Genomic DNA, 20,574 nt, shown 5'->3' with positions numbered 1-20,574 from the left:
TTACTCCTTGGATTCGGGGTGGATGGAAGCCACCCGCCGCTTCAACAGTTCGCGCAGTGGGATGCGCAGTTCGTCCATCGCCGCCACGGCCGAGCGCCCCAGCGCATCGTCGCGGCACGGCAGGTGCGCTTCGGCGATGGGGATGCGCAGCTGGCAGGCCTCGTACAGCTCGGCCAGGGTCAGATCATCGAGGTCCCTGGACAACAACCATTCGCCATCCTCGGCGCGACGCACCACCCGGATGTCGTTGAGCTGGCCCAGCATCTCCTGCACCAGGCTGTCGGTTAGGATCGGCTCCATTTGCTGGATGGCATCGCTGTGCAGGCCGTGTCCCTGCGCACGCGCTTCATGGAAGCGGGCCAGCAGGCGCAACAGGCCATATATCTCATAGCCCAGGGGCAGTCGCATCGCCGCCGGCTGGTAGCGGAATGCGGACACGGACGACGCGAGCGACGCGCCGAGCAGGATGGACGCCCAGCCCACGTAGATCCACAACAGGAAGATCGGGACGAAGGCCAGCGTGCCGTAGATCTTCGAATAGGTGGTGAAGCTGCCCAGGTAGAGGCTCATTATCGACTTCACCGACTCCAGCAGCAGTGTCGCCAGCAACGCACCCGCCAAGGCGTGCCGCCACTTCACCGTGCGGTGCGGCACGACCCGGTAGATCGCGGCGAAGGCCAAGAGCTCGATGACCATCGGCGCCAGCCGCAGCATGGCGTTCTCCAGCAGGTGCCCCGCGTCGGTCTCGAACACCGCCATCGCGAAGAAGCGCGCCGACAATGCCAGGCTGGCGGCGGCCATGAGTGCGCCAAGCGTCAGCACCGTCCAGTACACCAGGAATCGTCCCAGCTGGGGCCGCGCGGCATGCACCCGCCAGATGCGGTTGAAGGTGGCTTCAACCCCGTTGAGCGTGATCAGCAGCGAGATGACCAATGCGATGACGCCCGCGCTGGTGAGTTGGCCGATGTTGCTGGACAGCTGCTTGAGGTAGGCCTCAACCGAGCGCGCCGACGATGGCACGAAATTCGAGAACACGTAGTCGCTGAGTTTGTCGCTCCACTCGGAAAACACCGGGAACGCCGACAGCACGCCAAACACGACCATCGACAGCGGCACCAGCGCGAACACGGTGGTGAACGACAGCGCACCCGCAGCCTGGAACAGGTTGTCGTCGAGGAAGCGACGGGCCAGGAAACGGAAGAAGGTGCCCACGCGCGCCCGGTCGCGTGCGCGCTCGCTCCAGCGATAAAGGGTGTTCAAGGGCTCCATTGTCGGCAGGGTAACCGATGGGCACCGCCGTCGGCATCGCCTATGCTTCACGCTTGCGCTGCCCGGCAGCGATGAGGACTCGACCCTGGAAATCCTGGTGCTCTATTACAGCCGCGGCGGCTCGGTGGCGAAACTCGCGCGACACATCGCGCGCGGCATCGACGAAGTCGCAGGCGTCAGCGCACGGCTGCGCACTGTCCCGCCGGTGGCGGCGGTGACCCAGGCGGCGGCCCCGCCCGTGCCCGAAGAGGGCGCCCCCTACGTGGAGCCGCGCGACCTCGTGGAATGCGCGGGCCTCGCGCTCGGCAGCCCCACCCGCTTTGGCAACATGGCCGCGCCGCTGAAGCACTGGATGGATGGACTGGGCAGTGAATGGGCCAGTGGCACGCTGGTCGGCAAGCCGGCAGCGGTGTTCACCTCCACCTCCACCCAGCACGGCGGGCAGGAAAGCACGTTGCTCTCGATGATGTTGCCGCTGCTTCACCACGGCTGCCTGATCACTGGCATTCCCTATACCGAGCCGGTGCTCAGCACCACGCGAAGCGGCGGTACGCCGTACGGCGCCAGTCACGTGGCCGGGGTGGAAGACGACCCGCGCACCACCGACGACGAAGCCGTGCTGGCGCGCGCACTGGGCCGCCGGCTGGCGCAGATCGCGGCGAGGCTCGCCCAATGAACGATCTGACCCCGTTGCGGGCGCGCGCCCGCGTAGTGTTGCTGGTCTCCCTGGTCGCGCTGGCCCTGCTTTACGTCGGCTGGTTCCTGCGCGACGCTGACCCATGGGCCGAGTGGCTGGTGTTTGCCCTGCCACCCGCACTGCTGGCGCTGGGGGTGTGGCGCGGTCGGCGCACAGCCGGTTTCTGGTCCGCGGTGCTGGCGCTGTTCTGGTTCAGCCATGGGGTGATGGTGGCGTGGAGCCGCCCGCCCGAACGTGGCTTCGCGCTCGTGGCGCTGACCTTGGCGGTGGTGGTGGTCTTTGCGGCCAGCCTCCCGGGGCTGCAGTCGCGCTTCGCCGGAAAGCGCAAAGCCTGACCGGCGAAGATCGCGGAAGGGTCGTCGGCACGCTTCGGTGCCATGCGCGCCCCGGACGGGGTCTCCTTCGGGACGGTGGCGCTGGGGGACTATAATTGCGCCCCCGAACCTGAAAGACCCTGCGCGATGGACCAGCTCTGCATCGTCACCACCGGCGGCACGATCGACAAGATCTACTTCGACGACAAGTCCGACTACCAGGTCGGCGAGCCGCAGATCGGCCACATCCTCGATGAGTTGGGCGTGGCTTTCCGCTACAACGTGATCCCGATCATCCGCAAGGATTCGCTGCACATCACCGACGAGGACCGCGAGCTGATCCGTGCCGCCATTGCCGCGCAGGAAGCCCGCCACGTGCTGGTGACGCATGGTACCGACAGCATGGTCGCCACGGCCAAGGTGCTGTCCAGCATCAAGGACAAGACCATCGTGCTGACGGGCGCGCTCAACCCGGCGCGATTCCGCGGCTCGGATGCGGAATTCAACATCGGCACTGCCGTGGGTGCGGTGCAGTCGCTGCCGCCGGGCGTCTACATCGCCATGAACGGGCGCATCTGGGACCCGGCGAAGGTGCGCAAGAACGTCGAGGCCAACCGGTTCGAATCGGCGGACTGAGCGCCTGCATGCGGTGGCGGTTGCGCGGTTGCGGTTGCGGTTGCGGATGTGGATGTGGATGCGGGCCGGGGTTGCCGGAAAGCTGATACCCCGTCCGAACTGGCGTTGACCCCCTCGTGGCGCGAAGCCTGACGGCCGCCAATGCCAACGTCCCGAAAAGAAAAAGCCCCGGGGATAACCCCGGGGCTTTTTTTTGTTTACCTCGATCCTGTGCCAGCGATCAGAAGTTGATGCTCCAGCTGTTGATGTAGCCGGTGTCGCCGGCCGCATTGTCGTTGACGCGCAGCTTCCACGTGCCGTTGAGGACTTCGCTGGTCAGGTTGAACGTCACGGTCTTGATGACGTTGTCGGTGCTGCTGCCGGTGCGGTTGTGGACGTTGTACAGGGTGCCATCCGGAGCCACCAGGTCCACCTTCAGGTCGCCCTGGTAGGTGTGGCGCACGTCCACCGAGACCGAGGCATCGGACGGACCGTTGCCGCTGCGGCCGGACACCGTGATCGGGCTGTCCACGGTCGCGTTGTCGGCGACGGTGTAGTCCGCCGTGTTGCTATAGGTCTGGCGGCTGCCACCACCACCGGTGGTGTAGTCACCAACCAGGCTCACGCCCGAGAACGACGAGTACGCCTTGATGTTGACGTAGTACTTGCCGGCCGACGGCGCAGCGAAGGTGCAGGTCTCGGCGTTGCCGGTCTTGTACGGACGGCAGTCGTACACGGTATCGGTCGGCTCGGCGCCGAACTTGACGTACATGTCACCGTCGCCGGTGCCCCCGGACATGGTGAAGGTCAGGTTGGTCGCGCCGGCCGGCACGTCCATCGTGTACTTCACGTAGGCGCCGGTCGCGGCCGACAGGTTGGTCGCGGCGACGCCCTTCGTCAGGGTGTTGCCGGTGGGCGGCGTGGTGCCGTTGACGGCGTCGACCACGGCCTTGGCATTCACGATGCCCGGGCCGATGGGCTGCGACGGGGTCGACGGGAACGCGGTGACGTTACCCTTGATCAGCGCCTCGACTTCAGCCGGGGTCTTCGGCGTGGTCGCCACCGACTGCAGCAGTGCCACTACGCCGGCCACGTGCGGGGTCGCCATCGAGGTGCCGTTGTACGAAGCATAGGACTCAGCACCCGGCGTGGTGGTGCCTGCGTTCAGCGTCGACATGATGCTGGAACCCGGTGCCGCGATGTCGATCAGCGAACCGTAGTTGGAGAAGCTCGAGCGCGCGCCGGTGCTGGTGATCGAAGCCACCGCGATGACGTTGTTGCAGTTGGCCGGCGAGGCGTTGGACACGTTGACGTTGTCGTTGCCCGCGGCGATGACCAGCGTGGTGCCACGGCCGACGGCGCTGTTGATCGCGTTCTGGGTGGTCGTGCCGCACGCGCCGGAGCCGCCGAGGCTCAGGTTGATGACTTCGGCCGGATTGGCGTTGGCCGGCACGCCGCTGACGGTGCCGCCCGAAGCCCAGATGATGGCGTCGGCGATGTCGGAGTCATAGCCGCCGCAGGTGCCAAGCACGCGCACCGGCACGACCCTGGCGCCGTACGCGGTACCGGCCACGCCCTTGGCGTTGTTGGTTACGGCGGCGATGGTGCCGGCCACGTGGGTACCGTGCCAGCTGGAGTTCTGCGCCGCGTGGGTCCCGCCGCACTGGTTCGCCGTCACCCAGTCGCCCGGGTCGCTGGCGTCGCTATCGCGGCCATTGCCGTCGTTCGCCACCGCGGTATCGATGATGAAGTCGTAGCCCGGCAGGATGTTGGCGTTGAGGTCGCTGTGGTTGGTGATGCCGGTGTCGAGCACGGCGACGACCGCACCGGTGCCGCTGGTGACGTCCCAAGCCTGCTGGGCCTTGATGCCGTAGGTGCCGCTGAAGCCCCACTGCTGCGAGTAGTTGGTGTCGTTGGGCACGAAGATCGGCTTGTTGATCTTGTCGACCTCGACGTACTCGACATTCGGGTCGGCGGCGATCTGGCGCATCAGTGACTCGGCCTCGGCGCGGTCCAGCTTGCGGCTGGCGCGCACGACCTCGGCACCGGTGGCGATGCGGCGCACGTGGCTCAGCCCAAGGCCCTTGCCGGCACTGGCCGCAGCGGACTGCAACGAACGCTGCATGGCCGAAGCGTTGGTGCTGCCGTCGCGGTACTTCACGATGAAGCGATCGTTCGGCTGGCCGGCCTGCAGGCCGCTCAGGTCCATGCGGCCTGCGGCGTGCGACGGCGCGAGGATGGACGACGACAGGACAAGCGCCGTGGCTGCAGCAAGCACGTGCACGCGGACAGGACGCGAAACTGACTTGGTCATTGCGATAAACCCCGAAATGGTTTGGATACACCGCGCATCCAGCGCGGTGGCGGTGGTGGCGTCGCGGCCACCGGATGACGTCGAGGCCCTGGGCCTTGGGTCAATCATGTGAACGGACGGAGGTGGCCAACTCCCCCCCTTGGGGTTGGCCGGATTGCGACGCTACACACGTTTTGTGGTCGGCTCACGCTGCACCTGCAGCAAATTTCACGGCCTGCCGCCCAGTTGCGACCGGCGATGGAAGGTTCGCCGCCCCCCCAAGACAAAAAGTCCCCGGCCGAAGCCGGGGACCAAGGGATCATCCGGATCCCGCAGTTCTCATTCCGTCGAAAGGTGCTGGATCATCCTGATCCACGACGCGGTAGCGTCACATCAGAAATTGATGCTCCAGCTGTTGATGTAGCCGGTGTCACCCGCGCCGGCGTCGTTGACGCGCAGCTTCCAGGTGCCGTTGAGCACTTCGGTGCCCAGGTTGAACGTCACGGTCTTGATGACGTTGTCGGTGCTGGTGCCCGTGCGGTTGTGGACGTTGTACAGCGAGCCATCCGGGGCCACCAGGTCGACCTTCAGGTCACCCTGGTAGGTGTGGCGGATGTCGACCGTCACCGAGGCATCGGACGGGCCGTAGCCAGTGCGGCCGGACACCGTGATCGGGCTGTCGACGGTGGCGTTGTCGCTGATGGTGTAGTCCAGCGAGTTGGTGTAGGTCTGGCGGCTGCCACCAGTTTCCGGCGTGTAGTTACCGACCAGGCTGACGCCCGAGAACGACGAGTACGCCTTGACGTTGATGTAGTACTTGCCGGCCGACGGCGCGGCAAAGGTGCAGGTCTCGGCGTTGCCGTTCTGGTAAGGACGGCAGTCATACACGGTATCGGTCGGCTCGGCGCCGAACTTGACGTACATGTCGCCGTCGCCGGTGCCGCCGGACATGGTGAAGGTCAGGTTGGTGGCGCCCGCCGGCACGTCCATCGTGAACTTCGCGTAGGTACCGGTGGCGGCCGAAATGGTCTGGGCCACGCCCTTGGTCAGCGTGCCGCTGCCGCCGCCGCAGTTGCTGGTGCAGATCGAATCCACCGCTGCCTTGGCATTCACGATGCCGCCACCGATGGTGCGGTCAGGGGTGGTCGGGAACGCGCGCAGGGTGCTCTTGAGCTTGCTCTCGATCTGCGCCGGGGTCAGCGTGCCGCCGGCCTTAGCCTGCATCAGTGCTGCCACGCCGGCGACGTGCGGTGCTGCCATCGAGGTGCCGGACATGCTGCTGTAGCCCTCGGTCGACGGGGTCGTGGTGCCACTGTTGACCGTCGAGTAGATGGAGCTGCCCGGCGCGGCCACGTCGATCAGGCTGCCGTAGTTGGAGAAGCTGGAGCGGGCACCGGTGCGCGTGGTCGAGGCCACCGCAATGACGTTATTACAGTTGCCCGGACGATAGCCAACGGTATCGGCATTGTCGTTGCCCGCCGCCACCACCACCGTGGTGCCACGGCTGACCGCGCCATCGATGGCCGCCTGGTAGGTCGTGCCGCAGGAGCCGCTGCCGCCCAGGCTCATGTTGATGACCTCGGCCGGGTTGGCGTTGGCCGGCACGCCGGAGACGGTGCCACCGGAGGCCCAGATGATCGCATCGGCGATGTCCGACAGCGAACCGCCGCACTTGCCCAGCACGCGCACCGGGACGACCTTGGCGCCGTAGGCGACGCCCGCAACGCCCTTGGCGTTGTTGGTCACCGCGGCGACAGTGCCGGTCACGTGCGAACCGTGCCAGCTGGAATTGGACGAATAGGTCGCGCCACACTCGCCGGCCGCGAACCAGTCGCCCTGGTCGGCCGGGTTGCTGTCGCGGCCGTCCCCGTCGCGCGACGTGGTGGTGTTGGAGATGAAGTCGTAGCCCGGCAGGATGTTGGCGTTGAGGTCGCTGTGGTTGGTGATACCGGTGTCAATGACCGCGACGACCGCGCCGCTGCCATTGGTGGCATCCCACGCCTGGTCGGCCTTGATGCCGCCGGTGGCCTCGAAGTAATGCCACTGGTTGCTGGTGTAGTAGGTGTCGTTGGGAGAAAGGGTCGGCTTCATGATGGCGTCGACCTCGATGTACTCCACGTTCGGGTCGGCGGCGATCTGGCGCATCAGGCTCTCGGCCTCGACGCGGTCCAGCTTGCGGTTGGCGAGGATGACGTCGGCGCCCACCGCCAGGCGGCGCTTGTGGGCCAGGCCAATGGCCTTGCCACCCACGCCAGCGGCGGCCATGCGGCCGAACGCGGCCTGGGCACGTGCCACGTCGGCGCGCTCCGCGCTGCCGGACTTGTAGCGGACGATGAACTGGTCGGTGCCGCCGTCAGCCAGACCGGACAGGTTCACCTGACCGGCAAACGCGGCCGGTGCGGCCAGGGCCAGGAGGGTCGCCACGGCCAGGGCGGAGCGGCGTGCTGGAGAATGCTTGGATTCCACTGCTGAAAAGTCCTCTGAAAGTTCTGTGGTTGCAGGCACCGGGGTGCCTGGGGTGGTACGTCCGATGTACACACGACAGTGGGGGCGTCGCGGTCCGGTACCCGAGGGTGATGCCGCCCGCCGGTCAGTACCGCCGGGCATCCGCCGGGTGCTGGGTTGGCGGACATGCCATTGGTAGGGCGCGGGGGCCGACACGGACCTCTTGCAAACGATCAATTTCTTCTCAGATGCGGATCTTTTGGTGATCAACATCACAATTGAGCGGCCAATTCGGTGACCACGTACGCATCCGTACGCGCATTTGGCATGCGAACATCGGTGTGAAGGGAAACTGGGATCGGGCTCACCAAACGGACGACGGCCAAGGAAGTGCCGACTGCCGTGGACGGAGTTCCGTGACGTCAACATGGACTAGTTGCAGCACGTGTTCGGGGCACTGCAGTGACGGAAACGACGCGCCAGACGTGGCCGGCCAATACCTGGCTACTCCAAATCGATGACCTGCGCGTGGACACGCGCTACCGGCGCCTGATCCGCCCGGACCACACGGTTGAACTGCCGCAGCGCACGTTCGACCTGCTGTTGCTGTTCCTGCGCGAGCCGCATGCCCTGCATACCCGCACGGATCTGTTCCAACGGGTCTGGCCAGGGGTGATCGTGGAGGACGCCAACCTGTCCCAGGCCGTCTGGGTGCTGCGCAAGGCCCTGGGGCCAGAGCGCAAGGACTGGATCCGTACCGTGGCGAAGGGCGGCTATGTGTTCGATCCGCCTGCGCCGATCACGGTCATCGAGGAGTCGCCCTCCTCCATCTCCCCTGCCAGCCCGCCGCTGGTCGACCCAGCGCCCGTGGCGCCGGACGAGGCATTGCCCCCGCCTTCGTCGACTGATACCCCGGCGCCGCTGGAGGCACTGCCCGCCCCGGAACCGGCAGGCCCGGCTTCGGTCGGAGCCACAACGCTGCCTCCCGCGCCACCGCCTTCACCCCTGCGCCGTTGGTGGATGGCCGCCGCGGCCCTGTGCCTGGTCTCTCTGGCCGCGGCTGCCAGCTGGTTCGGCAGCCAGCCCACCCAACGCACCGAAACCTCGATCAACGTGTTGCTGATCGAAGTACAGGGGCTGCCCACGGGCGGCAAGGACGACAACTGGCGCACCACCGTGCTGCATGCGTGGCTCGACTGGAAGCTGCGCTTGCTACCCAACGTCAATGTGCTGCGCGAGGAGAACCTCGCGGCCGAAGCCTCGCCCACGAAACCCAAGATGATCCTGCTGGCGACTGGGGCCTCGCCCGAGCGGCCGGGCGACATCTATGTGCGGGCCAGCTTCGACGGGGTGGCGGGAAGCGAAAACGTCCAGGTAAAGGGCCCGGCCCAAGAGCTGCCCAGGCTGGTCGACGAAGTCTCACGGCAGGTGATGCAGCGGCTCCTGCCCGCGCGCGCGGCCGATGCCTGGCCGCCTTTCGAACTGGATCTCCCCTCCGCGCGCCGCTTTGCCGACACCTTCAAGGCCATGGAGCGGCGTGACTGGAGGACGGCACAGGCGGCCGCGCAGGAAGTCATCCAACGCTCACCGCGGTTCCCCGTGGCCCGCCTGCAACTGGCCATGGCGCTGGGCCGGCTGGGCCAGGCCGGGCTGGCCATCGAGCAGTTCGCCATGGTGCGCGCCACCCTCAAGCCGCTGCCCGAGGATGCCGCCAAGGTCATCGATGTGCTGCAACTGGCCGCCGACCCGCGCCGCCTGGCCGAAGCGGCGGACGCCGCGGGCGCCCTCGCCAAGGCCTACCCCGAACGTCCCGGTTTCCTGCTCGACCAGGCCAAGCTGTTGACGCGTGCCGGCCAGGTGGACCAGGCGCGCGTAATCCTCACCCGACCGGACTGGCGGCAGCAGGCCGTCGGCATGCGCATCCCGCAACTGCTGGCCCTGGCCGACCTGTACCTGCAACTGGGTGACCCACAGCAGGCGCGGGTTCACGCCCGCCTCGCCGAGAAGCTGGCCACGAGCGCAGGCAGCGGCTGGCAGATCGAACACGCGACAGCCCTCGCCATCGAGGCGGAGTCCAACGTCATCCAGTACGAGAGCAAGGCCGACCTGAGCCTGTTCGAGCGCGCGGCGCGGGAATTCGAAGCCGCGGGCGACGAGATCGACGCGCTGTTCATGCGTGTCCTGGCCGAGTCCGCGCGCCCTGCAAATGCGCCGGGCACCACGGCCAAGCTGGAGGAACTGCTGCAGCGTGCCCGGGCCGGGGGATATCGGCGGCTCGAAATCGACATCCTGCGTCGTGTCGCTTTCCAGCATTACGTGGCCGGCAACATGGCCGAATACCGCAGCCGACTGTCGCAGGCCCTCAGCGTGGCCAACGCCGCCGGTGACACCACGGCGCAACAGCTCCTGGACCTGGACCTGTTGAACGAAGACATGGCCGTGGGCGACTTCGCCAGCGCGGAACAACGGGTGCAACGGCTGCGTGACAGCGGCCTGCGCGGCGACCGCGCGTTCTGGGTGGCCCAGTTCGACTCGCAACTGGAGTTCCTGCGCGGCCGGTACGACGCGGCATTGGCCGCCCTGGAGCGCGTGGCCACGATGCAGGCGGAGAAATCGCCGTTGCCGCCCATCCCCCGGGCACGCCTGGCTTGCAGCCAGGCAGACGTGCTGCTGGCTCAAGGGCATGCGGCGCGCGCGCGCGACCTGTATGCAACCTGCGGCAAGGTCGATCACGCACTGACCCAGTTGATGGCCGAGCTCGGCAAGTTGCTGGTGGACGCCTCTGCCCGTCCCGGCGGGGCCGACCCGGCAGCGCTCAAAGCCACCTTGGCCCGGATCAATGCCATGCCTGACGGGCCCGACCGCTGGTGGCCCGCCGTAGCGATGGCGACCGCGCTCACGCGCTCGGGTCGCGCGGACCAGATAGCCACGGCGGAAGCGGTGTATCGCTCGGTCGCGCCCGGCGCAGCCCACGCACGCTACGCGCACCTCACGCGCCTGGTGGAGTTGGGTTTGGCGGAAGTGGCAGCGGCACGCGGCGACTGGGCCACCAGCCGCAAGCACGCCGACCTCGCCCGCGCCAACCTGCCGCCGGACGACTGGTTCCTGTACAGCCGTTTGGCCGAACTCGACGTGGGCCATAACCTCGCGCGGGGCAACCGCGAAGCGGCCATGCGCCAACTGGCGCGACTGGATGCGCATGCCCACGCGTTGGGCGACGCCCTCGTGCAGCAGGAAGTCCACAGCCTGATGCCGCCCAACGTCGTCGTCGGCAAATGCACCGAGGCCACCCGCAAGGCCTTTGCCCAGCGCACCGGCCTGCACGGCGCCAACCTGGCGTGGATGACACCTCGGGCCGACCAGGCCACGGGCGCCATCAAGGTGGTCAACGCGCAAGCCGCGCGTTGACCCTCACCGGCTCAGAGCATGCCGGTTTCGAGCCGGGCAATCTCCGACATCATGTTGCGGTTCCATGGCGGGTCGAACACCAGTTCCACGTCCGCCTCGACCACGGTCGGGATCATCTCCACCTTGTCGCGCACGTCGGCAACGAGGATGTCGCCCATGCCACACGCCGGCGCGGTCAGCGTCATGCGAATGGCGACGTCGCGCTGGCCGTCCTCGCGGGACGTCACTGACGCCTCGTACACCAGCCCGAGGTCGACGATGTTGATCGGGATTTCCGGGTCGAAGCAGGTACGCAACTGGCTCCATACCATCTGCTCGACGGCTTCGTCGTCCGCGCCTTCGGGCAATTCCAGCGGTGGCACCGGTTCCTTGCCGATGGCGTCGGCGTCCCCGCCGGCCACGCGGAACAGGTTGCCTTCCACGAAGACGGTGTAACTGCCACCCAGTGCCTGGGTGATATAGCCGACGCTGCCGGCCGGCAGGGTGACCTTGTCACCCTGCGGGACCATGACGACGTCGCAATCGCGCTCGAATCTGACGGGCTCGCTGCTGCGGGAATACATGGGGGGACGTGGGGGCTGCAATCGAATGGGACCATTCTAGTCCAAATTGACCCGGGCCGGGCCCCCGCTATGCTGTGCGGCCTGCCCTCCCCCTCATCCCCATGCCCCACGCGCCCCGGACTTCCCACCGCATTCCCTGGTTGTCGCCACTGCTGCTGGCTCTGGCCACGTTCGGGTTTGCCGCGATCTGGACGCTGGTGGCGCTGTATGCGAACCGGCAGTTGAGCGGTCTGGCGGTTATCGGCGCACTGGACGTGGCGTGGATGCTGCGCCTGAGCGGCTGGCCCGCCGGTCGCAGCCGGGTCGTGGCGGCGGTGGGCGGCACTGCGGCCATGATCGCCATCGCCAACTGGGCGATCATCGCGGCCCAACTGGGCGGGATGATGGGCCTCAAGCCGTGGGAGTCGATCACCCGGCTGGGCCCTGACCACGCGTGGACGTTGGCGCAACTCGCCAACGGCCCGATGGACCTGGTGTGGATGGCCGCGGCACTGGTCGCCGCGGCCTGGGTGGCGCGCTGACCCTCGGTGTGCGACGGGTCAGTGCCCGCCGTCCAGCGCCTTCAGCTCGCTGACCAGAGCCGCCACCATGCTGGCCGCGTCGCCGTACAGCATGCGCGTGTTGTCGGCATAGAACAGCGCATTCTCGATGCCGGCGAAACCCGTGCCCTTGCCGCGCTTGATCACGATGGTGTTCTTCGACGCAACCACGTCCAGGATCGGCATGCCGAAGATGGGACTGGCCGGGTCGGTCTTGGCGACCGGGTTGACCACGTCGTTGGCGCCGATCACGAGGGACACGTCGGTGGTTGGGAATTCGGGGTTGATGTCGTCCATGTCGGCGATCAGATCGTAGGGCACGCCCGCCTCGGCCAGTAGCACGTTCATGTGCCCGGGCATGCGTCCGGCCACCGGATGGATCGCGAACTTCACCTTCACCCCGCGCTCCATCAACTTCTGCGTGAGCTCCCACACCTTGTGCTGCGCCTGCGCCACGGCCAGGCCGTAGCCGGGCACGATCACCACGCGCTCGGCGAACGCCATCATCGCCGCCACGTCGCCCGCCTCGATCGGCTTCTGGCTGCCGGCGATCTCTTGTGCCTGTCCGCCTCCTCCGAAGTTGGAGAACAGAACGTTGCGGATCGGCCGGTTCATGGCCTTGGCCATCAGCTGGGTCAGCAGCGTACCGGCCGCACCCACCATCATGCCGGCGATGATCAGTGCCTCGTTACCCAGCACATAACCCTCGAACGCCACCGCCAGGCCCGTCAGTGCGTTGTACAGCGAGATCACCACCGGCATGTCCGCGCCGCCAATGGGCAGCGTCATCAACACGCCCAGAGCCAGCGCCGCCACAAAGAACGCGATGATGTAGGGCATCGCGAGCGTCTTCACCACCAGCACGCCCAGCACCACCACCGCCACGAACACGGCGAGGTTGAACAACTGCTGGCCCGGAAACACCACGCGTTTGTCGAGTCGGCCATCAAGCTTGGCCCAGGCGATCACAGAACCCGACAGAGACACGGCACCGATCGCGGCCCCGACCACGCCGAGTACCAGTACCACCATCGAAGGCCATCCGACCGAGGCTGGACTGACCCCCTCCGGGCCCACGGCAGCGCTCGAGGCCGCAACCGCAGCAGTCACTCCCGGCGCCAGCGCAGAAAACCGCAACAACTCCACCGCGCCAATCGCGGCCGCGGAACCGCCACCCATGCCGTTGTAGAGCGCGACCATCTGCGGCATGTCGGTGATGGCAACCTTCTTGCCCGATACCCACGCCAACACCGTGCCCAGCACCAGGGCCGTCACGATCAGTGCAAGGTTGTGCAGGTCAGGCAGCAGGAAGGTCGCGGCGGTGGCGATCACCATGCCCAATCCCGCCCAGCGGATGCCGCTCCGGGCGGTAACCGGCGAAGCCATGCGCTGCAGGCCCAGCAGGAACAGCGTGGCGGCGATGAGGTAGCTGGTCGAAGCAAGGAGCGTGCGGGCATCCATGGCAGCCAGGCTCATGCCTTGCCCTCCGGCTTCTTCGAGGATTTGAACATGTCCAGCATGCGCTCGGTGACCACGTAGCCACCCGCGGCATTGCCCGCCCCCATCAGCACCGCCAGGAACCCGATCACCTTCTCCAGCGTGGTGTCGGCATGGCCCAGCACCACCATCGCGCCGATCAGCACGATGCCGTGGATGAAGTTGGAGCCTGACATCAGTGGCGTGTGCAGGATCACCGGCACCCGCGAGATGATCACGTTGCCGGCGATCGCCGCCAGCATGAAGATGTACAGCGCGACGAATCCATCACCCATCGGTCCAGCTCCCCATCCGGCCTGTGTCGGATCACATGAATCGGATCATAACCGCCCGGGATGGCGCTTTCGCGTCGCCGGCGGCTTCTGTCAACCCGGGACGCCCCTGGGCGTTATCGCTTGCATCCACGGCACTGTGCCACCCGACGAGGGTTGCCGCTGGAACCGTTCGCGACGTCCGACCCCGGTGGACCCATGCCCTATGCTGCTGCGCGTGACCCGTGATGCCGAAAACGCGACCGCGCCCGACGCTACCGGCAGTGGCGTGTCGACCGCGGAGGCCCCGCCCCCGACGAGCCTGGATGAGTTCCTGGCCAGCGTCGGCCCGCGTGCGTTCCGATTCGCCGAACTCGGCCTGCGCGACCGCGAGGATGCGCTGGATGCGGTGCAGGACGCGATGGCCAAGCTGCTGGCCTATGCGGAGCGCCCGTCCGGCGAATGGACGCCGTTGTTCTGGAGCATCCTGCGTCGCCGCGTGGTGGACCTGCAACGCCGCCGCACGTTCCGGCTGCGCTGGCTGCTGCCGGGCCAGCCGCAGGACGACGGCGCGATGCCGGACTGGGCGGACGATGGTCCAGACCCGTCACGTACGCACGACAGCCACGAGGCCTATGCACGCTTCGCCCGGGCCATGACCGCGCTACCGCGACGGCAACGCGAGGCCTTCCACCTGCGCGTTCTGGAGGAACTGGACGTGGCCACCACCGCCCAAGCGATGGGCTGCAGCGAAGGCTCGGTCAAGACACACCTTTCACGGGCGCGTGAGGCGCTTCAGCGACACCTGGAGGACTGGCGATGAACGCCGACCACACCCAAAAGTTGAACGAAGGCACCAATCGCATGCTCGGGGGCGGTCCGGACGCCGGGGTCGACGGCCGCTTTGACGCCGTCGCGCGTTCGCACCACGCCGCCTCGCTGGAGCGTCTTTCAGCCCGGGCGCAGGCGCGACTGACGCAGGCCCAACGCGCCGCAGCGCGACCTGTGTTTCCGCATCGGCCCGCGTGGCTCGTGCCGACGGTGTTCGCCGCTGTCGCGGTGCTCGCCATTGCGGTGCAACTGCGGCCCGAGCCCACCAGCGTGCCGGCAGACACCCCGGACGTCGCGCTGGCCACGGCCGATGCCGGCGCCGACCCCACCGCCCCGCTGGACGAGAACCCCGACTTCTACCTCTGGCTGGCGTCCACCGACGACGTCATGCCCGCCACCCCGGAGTACTGAGATGCAACGCCGCTTTCCTGCGATCCTGCTCGCGCTGGCCTGCCTCATGGCCACGCTCCCGCCTGTGCTGGCGGCCGATCAGCCGATGCCTGCGCCACTCCCCACATGGGACAAGCTGACGCCGGCCCAGCGTGAGACCCTGATCGCTCCCGTGCGCGAGCGCTGGAATGCCGAACCCGAGAGCCGCCAGCGCATGCTCAACCACGCCTCGCGCTGGCAGTCGATGACGCCCGAGCAGCGCAAGCGGGCGCGCCACGGCATGCACCGTTGGCAGGAAATGCGCCCGGAGCAGCGCGAGGAGATGCGGGCCCTCTTTGCCAGGATGCGTGCGCTGGACCCGGAAGGGCGCCAGGCGCTTAAGGCGAAATGGCGGCAGATGACGCCCGAGCAGCGTGCCGAATGGGTCAGGGACAATCCGCCGCCCGCACGGGAGCACCACCCGCACCACCCCTGAGTGCGAACGCGGGGGTTAGCCGACAGCGCGCTCGGGCCAGACCGTGCGGGCGAGCAGTTCGTCGCCCCAGTCGAACTGAAGCTGGCCATCCTTGAGCAGCAGACTGGCGAAGTTGAAAACGTTGCGCGCGTACATCTCGCTGGCGTGCACCGCGCCACTGCTGGCGAGGTTGAGCGGACCCGCCACGACGACGCCACCGGTCTCGATGGTTTCGCCAGGCTGGGTCAGCTCGCAGTTTCCGCCGGTTTCCGCCGCGAGGTCGACGATTACGCTGCCCGGCTTCATGCCCGCGACCATCGCTGCGGTGATGATCTTCGGCGCCGGGCGTCCGGGCACCGCTGCGGTGCACACCACCACGTCCACACCCTTGAGGTGCTCGCCCAGTCTGCGCTGCTGCTCGGCTCGCTCCTCGTCGCTGAGCTGGCGCGCATAACCGCCCTCGCCCGCCGCACTGACGCCCAGGTCGAGGAATTTGCCGCCCAGCGACTCGATCTGCTCGCGCGTTTCCGGCCTGACGTCGAAGCCTTCGACCTGCGCGCCTAGGCGCCGGGCCGTGGCGACGGCCTGCAAGCCCGCCACGCCCGCGCCCACGATCAGCACCTTGGAGGGGCGGATGGTGCCGGCGGCAGTGGTCAGCATCGGGAAGAACCGCGGCGCCAGCTGCGCGGCGATCAATACCGCCTTGTAGCCCGCCATGCCCGCCTGCGAACTGAGCACGTCCATGGCCTGGGCGCGCGTGGTGCGCGGCAGGCGTTCCAGAGGAAACGCCAGCAGCTTGCGCGCGGTGATGGCCGCGCCGCGCTCGGCATCGGCCTGCGGCGCCAGCAGGCCGATGACCGCCGCACCCTCGCGTAATCCGGCCAGCACCGCAGCGGGCGGGGATTGCACGCACAGCACCACGTCGGCATCGTTGAGTGCCGTCGCCGCGTCAGCAACGACGTGCCCCCCGACTTGGCGATAGGCCTCATCCGTCATTCCGGCACCGGTACCGGCACCGGCTTCAATGCGGACCTCGGCGCCAGCAGCTACGAGCTTCTTGCATGTTTCCGGGCTCAGCGCGACCCGACGCTCGCCGGGCGCTCTTTCCCGCGCCACACCCACCTTGACTCCCTGGCCCGCTGCCGACATGCCATCGCTCCGGATCTATGTCGCCGCATCCTAACCAAACGCGGCGTGGAGGGTGAACTGTTGCAGACGATAGTGTCAGGCGGTCGCGCGCCGCAGACGCTCGCCGACCTGGGCCAGCGCCTCGCCGAAGGCACGCGGTGCGGCGGCCGCGCCAAGCCGGCCTTGCGCCACGAGGGCCGCAAGTTCCTCCACGGACGCGACCAGCACGCGGGAACCGCGCTCGTTGACCAGCATGCGGCGGGAGGTCAGCGGGCTGATCCAGCCCACCTTGGCCTTGATGGCCTTGCCTTCGGCATCGGTGAGATGCAGCCACTCACCCACGGTCATGGCGCGCAGCGACTGGACCACATTGGGATCCTGTGGCGGCAGGGTGTCGGTCCCGCCGGCAAGCCACAACTTGCGGTCCTCGGCCTCATCTTCCGCGTCCGCGCGGGGCGGCAATGGATGCACGGCGCGTGCGGCATCCGGCCACGCCAGCCCGCGCACCAGCGCCACCAGTCCATGTTGCGCGGCGGTATCGTCCTGGCCCGAACTGCCCAGGCAGTCAACGATGGCCCGTTCCAGGGTCACCAGCCGCGTGGCCAGCGCACGGCCTTCGGCACGCGCCGCCAGTCCGTCGGCCTCGACCAGCGCGTCACCCAGCGCCACTGCCTCGGCGAAGCGTGCGCTGTCCACGCCATCACGCAGCAGCACCTGCAACAGGTGGTGGCGCCACGACGTGCCGAGGAAGCTGGCGATGGCCTCGCACAGCGGTTGCGCGGACAGGCGGCGACCGACCACCGCATCGGCGTGTTCGCGCGCGTGCTGCAGGCGCTCGCGCCCGTGCACGGCCTGCGCGGCACGCTCTTCCTGCAGGAATACGCGTTGGCGCTGCTGCAGCAGCAGCGCGTCGAGTTCGGCGAAGGCCTGCTCGAACACGGACATGTTCTCCCGGTATTCGACCGCCACGCGCTGCGCCACCAGGGCCGCGCGTTCGAACAATTCGCGCTCGAACTGGGTCTCGGCGTTGTTGCCGGCGCACGCTTCGGTGATCGCGTCCAGCAATTTGCGCGCCGGGTGCTCGGGCTGGTCGAAGAGCCCCCGATCACCGAGGGCGACCTTCACGTACGGCAGCACCAGCCGCGCGTAGAGGCGGCGGCAGCGCTCATGCAGGTCCTGGGTGGCGAACAGCGATTCAAACACCATCGCCACCAGGTCGATCGCATCCTCGCTGTCGCGGCCGATGGTGGTGTGGTCGGGGCTCAGCCCGAGCCGACGCGCGCCTTCGCCCAATCGCTCACGGATGGTCTTGCCCAGTTCGCCATTGCCCGCCAGCGCCCGTGCGAACGCATCGGTGGGCTCGGATTGCAGCAGGGACGCGACGCTCACCACCTCTTCCACTCGCAGGTCGCGCCGCCCCTGTAGCATGCGCTGCGGTGCGTGCGGCGCTGCGAAGAGTTCGGGGCGGATGGCCCCTTCGCGCCAGGCGTGCAGCAGGCCACGCAATTCCTCGAGGGTCACGCTCGGTGCTGCGCCCAGGCCAGGGGTGCCAGGCGCGGAACGCCCAACTGCCCCTGACGTATGGGCGGCACGCTCGACCGGCTCGCGCTCGATGCCGTAGCCGGCCTGTGCCAAGAGGTTGCTCGTCTGGCTGTACAGGTCATCCAGCACGCGGGCCAGGGCACTCTCGTAGAAACCGAACAGATGGCTCCGCAACTGCGCGGGAATGCGCACTCCGTCAAACGCTTCGACAAAGGCCGTCGCCAGGCGTCCGGGGCCAACCGGATTGACCATCGCCTGCAGGCCCAGCGTGCCGGCAAGGGTGCGCAGGCGCGCGTCGACCATCTCCAGCGGCTTCTGGTAGCGCTGGGCCAGCGCCTCGGCCATGCGCTCCCCGGCGATGTGCAGGTCCAGTTGCGATTCGTCCAACAGCCCCATCGTCAGGTAGTTGCGTCCCGGCGCGCGCAGCGTGCGGAACTCGTCAAAACCCTTGGCCAGTTGCTGGCGGAAGCGCATCACCTGAGCCGCCTGCTGGTGCCGCAGGCTCCACAGCGCCGCCTGGTCCTCGTACTGGAAGGCATCGCGATCGACGTGGAGGGCCGAGAGCGCGAGTGCGTCCTCGATGGGGCCGTACAATGTCCCAGGAAGCCCGCCGAGGCGCTCAAGCGTCAGGCGCTTGATCTCCTCAAGTACGCGGAACGGATCCGTTCTGGTGGCGCACACGGCGCCGAGCGGATGATTGGACACGTTGGCTCCCCGGCAAAAACTGACGCTCTGCGTCACATTACCCTATATGCGCGCAGGATAGTGGCAGGCTACGTCAGTTTGCACCCTCTCCCCCAAAATTCCGTGACCCATGCCCGATTCCACGATTGACGCCCGCCTTGCCTGCCTCGACCGCCGACGCTCCACCCCGGCGCGGCATCTGGCCGACCCGGCGCCCGACCACGCCACGTTGCTGCGCATGCTGGCCTCGGCGGTGCGCGTGCCCGATCACGGCAAGCGGGTGCCATTCCGTTTCGTCACCGTGCGCGGCAACGCGCGCGACGTCTTGGGCGAGCGGCTTGCCGTGCGCAGCCGCGAGCGCGACCCCGCGGTTGCGGAAGCCGTGGTCGAAAAGGACCGACTCCGGTTCTCGCTGGCCCCGTTGGTGGTGACCGTGGTGGCACGCCTGGGCCCCGACGAGAAAATTCCCGAGCAGGAGCGCCTGCTGTCGGCCGGCAGCGTGTGCTTCGCTCTGCTGCAGGCCGCGCAGGCGCTGGGCTTTGGCGCGGTATGGCTGACCGGCTGGCCGGCCTACGACCCGGTGGTGCACGACTGGCTGGGGCTCGGCGCCGACGAGCGCGTGGTGGGCTTCATCCACGTCGGCACGCCGACCCTGGAGGCGCCCGAGCGCGAGCGCCCCGATCCCACCGAGCTGCTGACCGAATGGGCGCCGGCATGACCGCCGCGCCCCGCGCGCGCCCGGCGCTGTACCTGGTAGATGCCAGCCTTTACGTGTTCCGCGCGTGGCATTCGATGCCCAACGAGTTCCATGACGACGAAGGCTGGCCGACCAACGCGGTGCATGGTTTTGCCCGCTTCCTGCTGGAGCTGGTGGAGCGGGAACGGCCGCAGCACATCGCGATCGCCTTCGACGAGGCCCTGGATTCGTGTTTCCGCAACGCGCTGTATCCGGCGTACAAGGCCAACCGCGAGCCCGCGCCGGAAGAGCTCAGGCGCCAGTTTGGCCACTGCAAGGCATTGTGCGAGGCGCTCGGACTGATCGTGCTGGCCCATCGCGAATACGAGGCCGACGACCTGATCGGCAGCGCGCTCGCGGCCATGCGCACCCATGGCTACCGCGGGGTCATCGTGTCCGCCGACAAGGACCTGTCGCAGTTGCTGGACGAAGACGACCAGCAGTGGGACTTCGCACGCGGCCAGCGTTGGGGCATGGATGACGTCCCGGAGCGGCACGGCGTGCAGGCGCGCCAGATCGCCGATTACCTGGCGCTGTGTGGCGACGCGGTGGACAACATCCCGGGCGTGCCGGGCATCGGCGCCAAGACCGCGGCGGCGCTGCTGGCGCATTTCGGCACGCTGGACGCCCTGCTGGAACGAGTCGAAGAGCTCCCGTTCCTGCGCCTGCGTGGTGCCGCGAGCACGGCCGCCAAACTGCGCGCACACCGCGAGCAGGCTTTGTTGTGCCGCCAACTGACCACCATTGCGCTGGACGCGCCACTCACCGGCCACGATGCACACTTCGCCCGTGACCGCGCAGACTCAGCCCGATTGGCGGCGCTATGCGAAACGCTGCGGTTCGGCCCGATGACCCGGCGCCGGCTCCACCAGGCGGCCGGCGTGGACTTCGCGACGTCAGCGGCCGCGCCGTAGCATC

General features: G+C 67.9%; 16 protein-coding genes and 4 pseudogenes. 10 read left to right on the top strand and 10 right to left on the bottom strand.

Translation table 11 applies throughout. The features are described from left to right. Entirely contained in the window at window positions 1–1,269 is a 1,269-nt protein-coding gene (locus AC3ARF_RS03370) for a YihY family inner membrane protein (RefSeq protein ID WP_498930284.1), read from the bottom strand. A 58-nt stretch (window positions 1,270–1,327) separates the two neighbouring features. Between AC3ARF_RS03370 and wrbA the strand changes: the two genes are divergently transcribed. From wrbA to AC3ARF_RS03355, 3 genes are all read left to right on the top strand, one after another. After that, window positions 1,328–1,945: an NAD(P)H:quinone oxidoreductase gene (gene wrbA, locus AC3ARF_RS03365; protein WP_498931738.1), complete on the top strand. Its 618-nt coding sequence runs from the start codon at window positions 1,328–1,330 to the stop codon at window positions 1,943–1,945. Continuing rightward, window positions 1,942–2,301, top strand: a complete 360-nt coding sequence (locus AC3ARF_RS03360) for a DUF2069 domain-containing protein (RefSeq protein WP_498930282.1) — start codon at window positions 1,942–1,944, stop codon at window positions 2,299–2,301. The genes wrbA and AC3ARF_RS03360 overlap by 4 nt, the downstream gene beginning before the upstream one ends. A gap of 126 nt (window positions 2,302–2,427) precedes the next feature. Further along, window positions 2,428–2,916, top strand: coding sequence for an asparaginase domain-containing protein (locus AC3ARF_RS03355; protein ID WP_498930280.1), 489 nt, complete (start codon window positions 2,428–2,430; stop codon window positions 2,914–2,916). A 220-nt stretch (window positions 2,917–3,136) separates the two neighbouring features. Here AC3ARF_RS03355 and AC3ARF_RS03350 read toward each other — a convergent pair. The 4 pseudogenes from AC3ARF_RS03350 to AC3ARF_RS03335 all read right to left on the bottom strand — a co-directional run. Beyond that, window positions 3,137–3,367, bottom strand: a pseudogene (locus AC3ARF_RS03350) (proprotein convertase P-domain-containing protein); the annotation flags it as partial. Between the two features lie 132 nt (window positions 3,368–3,499). Next, a pseudogene (locus AC3ARF_RS03345) lies at window positions 3,500–5,209 on the bottom strand (S8 family peptidase); the annotation flags it as partial. 372 nt (window positions 5,210–5,581) lie between these two features. Next, window positions 5,582–5,812 (bottom strand): annotated as a pseudogene (locus AC3ARF_RS03340) (proprotein convertase P-domain-containing protein); the annotation flags it as partial. A 132-nt stretch (window positions 5,813–5,944) separates the two neighbouring features. Continuing rightward, a pseudogene (locus AC3ARF_RS03335) lies at window positions 5,945–7,654 on the bottom strand (S8 family peptidase); the annotation flags it as partial. Window positions 7,655–8,095: 441 nt separating this feature from the next. On the opposite strand from AC3ARF_RS03335, the gene AC3ARF_RS03330 reads away from it, so the two are divergent. Beyond that, window positions 8,096–11,041 (top strand): winged helix-turn-helix domain-containing protein, encoded by a 2,946-nt coding sequence (locus AC3ARF_RS03330; protein WP_498930278.1) that lies wholly within the window; start codon window positions 8,096–8,098, stop codon window positions 11,039–11,041. An 11-nt stretch (window positions 11,042–11,052) separates the two neighbouring features. On the opposite strand, the gene sufT is transcribed toward AC3ARF_RS03330, so the two are convergent. Next, window positions 11,053–11,604: a putative Fe-S cluster assembly protein SufT gene (gene sufT, locus AC3ARF_RS03325; RefSeq protein WP_498930276.1), complete on the bottom strand. Its 552-nt coding sequence runs from the start codon at window positions 11,602–11,604 to the stop codon at window positions 11,053–11,055. A gap of 101 nt (window positions 11,605–11,705) precedes the next feature. On the opposite strand from sufT, the gene AC3ARF_RS03320 reads away from it, so the two are divergent. Continuing rightward, window positions 11,706–12,125 carry a hypothetical protein gene (locus AC3ARF_RS03320; RefSeq protein WP_498930273.1) on the top strand — a complete coding sequence of 140 codons (420 nt, stop codon included), beginning with the start codon at window positions 11,706–11,708 and terminating at the stop codon, window positions 12,123–12,125. Between the two features lie 18 nt (window positions 12,126–12,143). Here the strand turns inward: AC3ARF_RS03320 and AC3ARF_RS03315 are convergent, their stop codons facing one another. Together AC3ARF_RS03315 and AC3ARF_RS03310 are read right to left on the bottom strand one after the other, a co-directional pair. After that, entirely contained in the window at window positions 12,144–13,619 is a 1,476-nt protein-coding gene (locus AC3ARF_RS03315; protein WP_498930271.1) for an NAD(P)(+) transhydrogenase (Re/Si-specific) subunit beta, read from the bottom strand. After that, complete coding sequence (locus AC3ARF_RS03310; protein WP_498930269.1) at window positions 13,616–13,915, bottom strand: NAD(P) transhydrogenase subunit alpha part 2; 300 nt, start codon at window positions 13,913–13,915, stop codon at window positions 13,616–13,618. The genes AC3ARF_RS03315 and AC3ARF_RS03310 overlap by 4 nt, the downstream gene beginning before the upstream one ends. 202 nt (window positions 13,916–14,117) lie before the next feature. On the opposite strand from AC3ARF_RS03310, the gene AC3ARF_RS03305 reads away from it, so the two are divergent. From AC3ARF_RS03305 to AC3ARF_RS03295, 3 genes are read left to right on the top strand one after another with little or no spacing between them, the layout of a single operon-like run. Then, window positions 14,118–14,714: an RNA polymerase sigma factor gene (locus AC3ARF_RS03305; protein WP_498930267.1), complete on the top strand. Its 597-nt coding sequence runs from the start codon at window positions 14,118–14,120 to the stop codon at window positions 14,712–14,714. Next, window positions 14,711–15,133, top strand: a complete 423-nt coding sequence (locus tag AC3ARF_RS03300) for a hypothetical protein (RefSeq protein ID WP_498930265.1) — start codon at window positions 14,711–14,713, stop codon at window positions 15,131–15,133. The genes AC3ARF_RS03305 and AC3ARF_RS03300 overlap by 4 nt, the downstream gene beginning before the upstream one ends. A gap of 1 nt (window position 15,134) precedes the next feature. Beyond that, window positions 15,135–15,587: a DUF3106 domain-containing protein gene (locus tag AC3ARF_RS03295; protein WP_498930263.1), complete on the top strand. Its 453-nt coding sequence runs from the start codon at window positions 15,135–15,137 to the stop codon at window positions 15,585–15,587. A gap of 15 nt (window positions 15,588–15,602) precedes the next feature. On the opposite strand, the gene AC3ARF_RS03290 is transcribed toward AC3ARF_RS03295, so the two are convergent. Both AC3ARF_RS03290 and AC3ARF_RS03285 read right to left on the bottom strand, forming a co-directional pair. Next, window positions 15,603–16,715, bottom strand: a complete 1,113-nt coding sequence (locus AC3ARF_RS03290; protein ID WP_498930260.1) for an NAD(P) transhydrogenase subunit alpha — start codon at window positions 16,713–16,715, stop codon at window positions 15,603–15,605. 75 nt (window positions 16,716–16,790) lie between these two features. Next, window positions 16,791–18,941: a DUF1631 family protein gene (locus tag AC3ARF_RS03285; RefSeq protein WP_498930258.1), complete on the bottom strand. Its 2,151-nt coding sequence runs from the start codon at window positions 18,939–18,941 to the stop codon at window positions 16,791–16,793. 109 nt (window positions 18,942–19,050) lie between these two features. Here AC3ARF_RS03285 and AC3ARF_RS03280 point away from each other — a divergent pair, with 109 nt between their 5' ends. Further along, the gene (locus tag AC3ARF_RS03280; RefSeq protein ID WP_498930256.1) at window positions 19,051–19,638 is read left to right on the top strand and encodes a nitroreductase family protein; all 588 of its coding nucleotides are present in this window, start codon (window positions 19,051–19,053) and stop codon (window positions 19,636–19,638) included. Beyond that, entirely contained in the window at window positions 19,635–20,570 is a 936-nt protein-coding gene (locus AC3ARF_RS03275) for a 5'-3' exonuclease (protein ID WP_498930254.1), read from the top strand. Before AC3ARF_RS03280 ends, AC3ARF_RS03275 begins: the two co-directional genes overlap by 4 nt. The last annotated feature ends 4 nt before the right edge of the window (window positions 20,571–20,574 follow it).

The organism is Lysobacter sp. KACC 24251 (assembly GCF_057747755.1).
This window is presented reverse-complemented; position numbering and strand designations above follow the sequence as displayed.

Excerpts from the sequence above, each read along its gene's own strand:
- AC3ARF_RS03370 (WP_498930284.1), bottom strand. The coding sequence starts at position 1,269 with ATGGAGCCCTTGAACACCCTTTATCGCTGGAGCGAGCGCGCACGCGAC.
- AC3ARF_RS03360 (WP_498930282.1), top strand. The coding sequence starts at position 1,942 with ATGAACGATCTGACCCCGTTGCGGGCGCGCGCCCGCGTAGTGTTGCTG.
- AC3ARF_RS03355 (WP_498930280.1), top strand. The coding sequence starts at position 2,428 with ATGGACCAGCTCTGCATCGTCACCACCGGCGGCACGATCGACAAGATC.
- sufT (WP_498930276.1), bottom strand. The coding sequence starts at position 11,604 with ATGTATTCCCGCAGCAGCGAGCCCGTCAGATTCGAGCGCGATTGCGAC.
- AC3ARF_RS03320 (WP_498930273.1), top strand. The coding sequence starts at position 11,706 with ATGCCCCACGCGCCCCGGACTTCCCACCGCATTCCCTGGTTGTCGCCA.
- AC3ARF_RS03315 (WP_498930271.1), bottom strand. The coding sequence starts at position 13,619 with ATGAGCCTGGCTGCCATGGATGCCCGCACGCTCCTTGCTTCGACCAGC.
- AC3ARF_RS03310 (WP_498930269.1), bottom strand. The coding sequence starts at position 13,915 with ATGGGTGATGGATTCGTCGCGCTGTACATCTTCATGCTGGCGGCGATC.
- AC3ARF_RS03305 (WP_498930267.1), top strand. The coding sequence starts at position 14,118 with ATGCTGCTGCGCGTGACCCGTGATGCCGAAAACGCGACCGCGCCCGAC.
- AC3ARF_RS03300 (WP_498930265.1), top strand. The coding sequence starts at position 14,711 with ATGAACGCCGACCACACCCAAAAGTTGAACGAAGGCACCAATCGCATG.
- AC3ARF_RS03295 (WP_498930263.1), top strand. The coding sequence starts at position 15,135 with ATGCAACGCCGCTTTCCTGCGATCCTGCTCGCGCTGGCCTGCCTCATG.
- AC3ARF_RS03290 (WP_498930260.1), bottom strand. The coding sequence starts at position 16,715 with ATGTCGGCAGCGGGCCAGGGAGTCAAGGTGGGTGTGGCGCGGGAAAGA.
- AC3ARF_RS03280 (WP_498930256.1), top strand. The coding sequence starts at position 19,051 with ATGCCCGATTCCACGATTGACGCCCGCCTTGCCTGCCTCGACCGCCGA.
- AC3ARF_RS03275 (WP_498930254.1), top strand. The coding sequence starts at position 19,635 with ATGACCGCCGCGCCCCGCGCGCGCCCGGCGCTGTACCTGGTAGATGCC.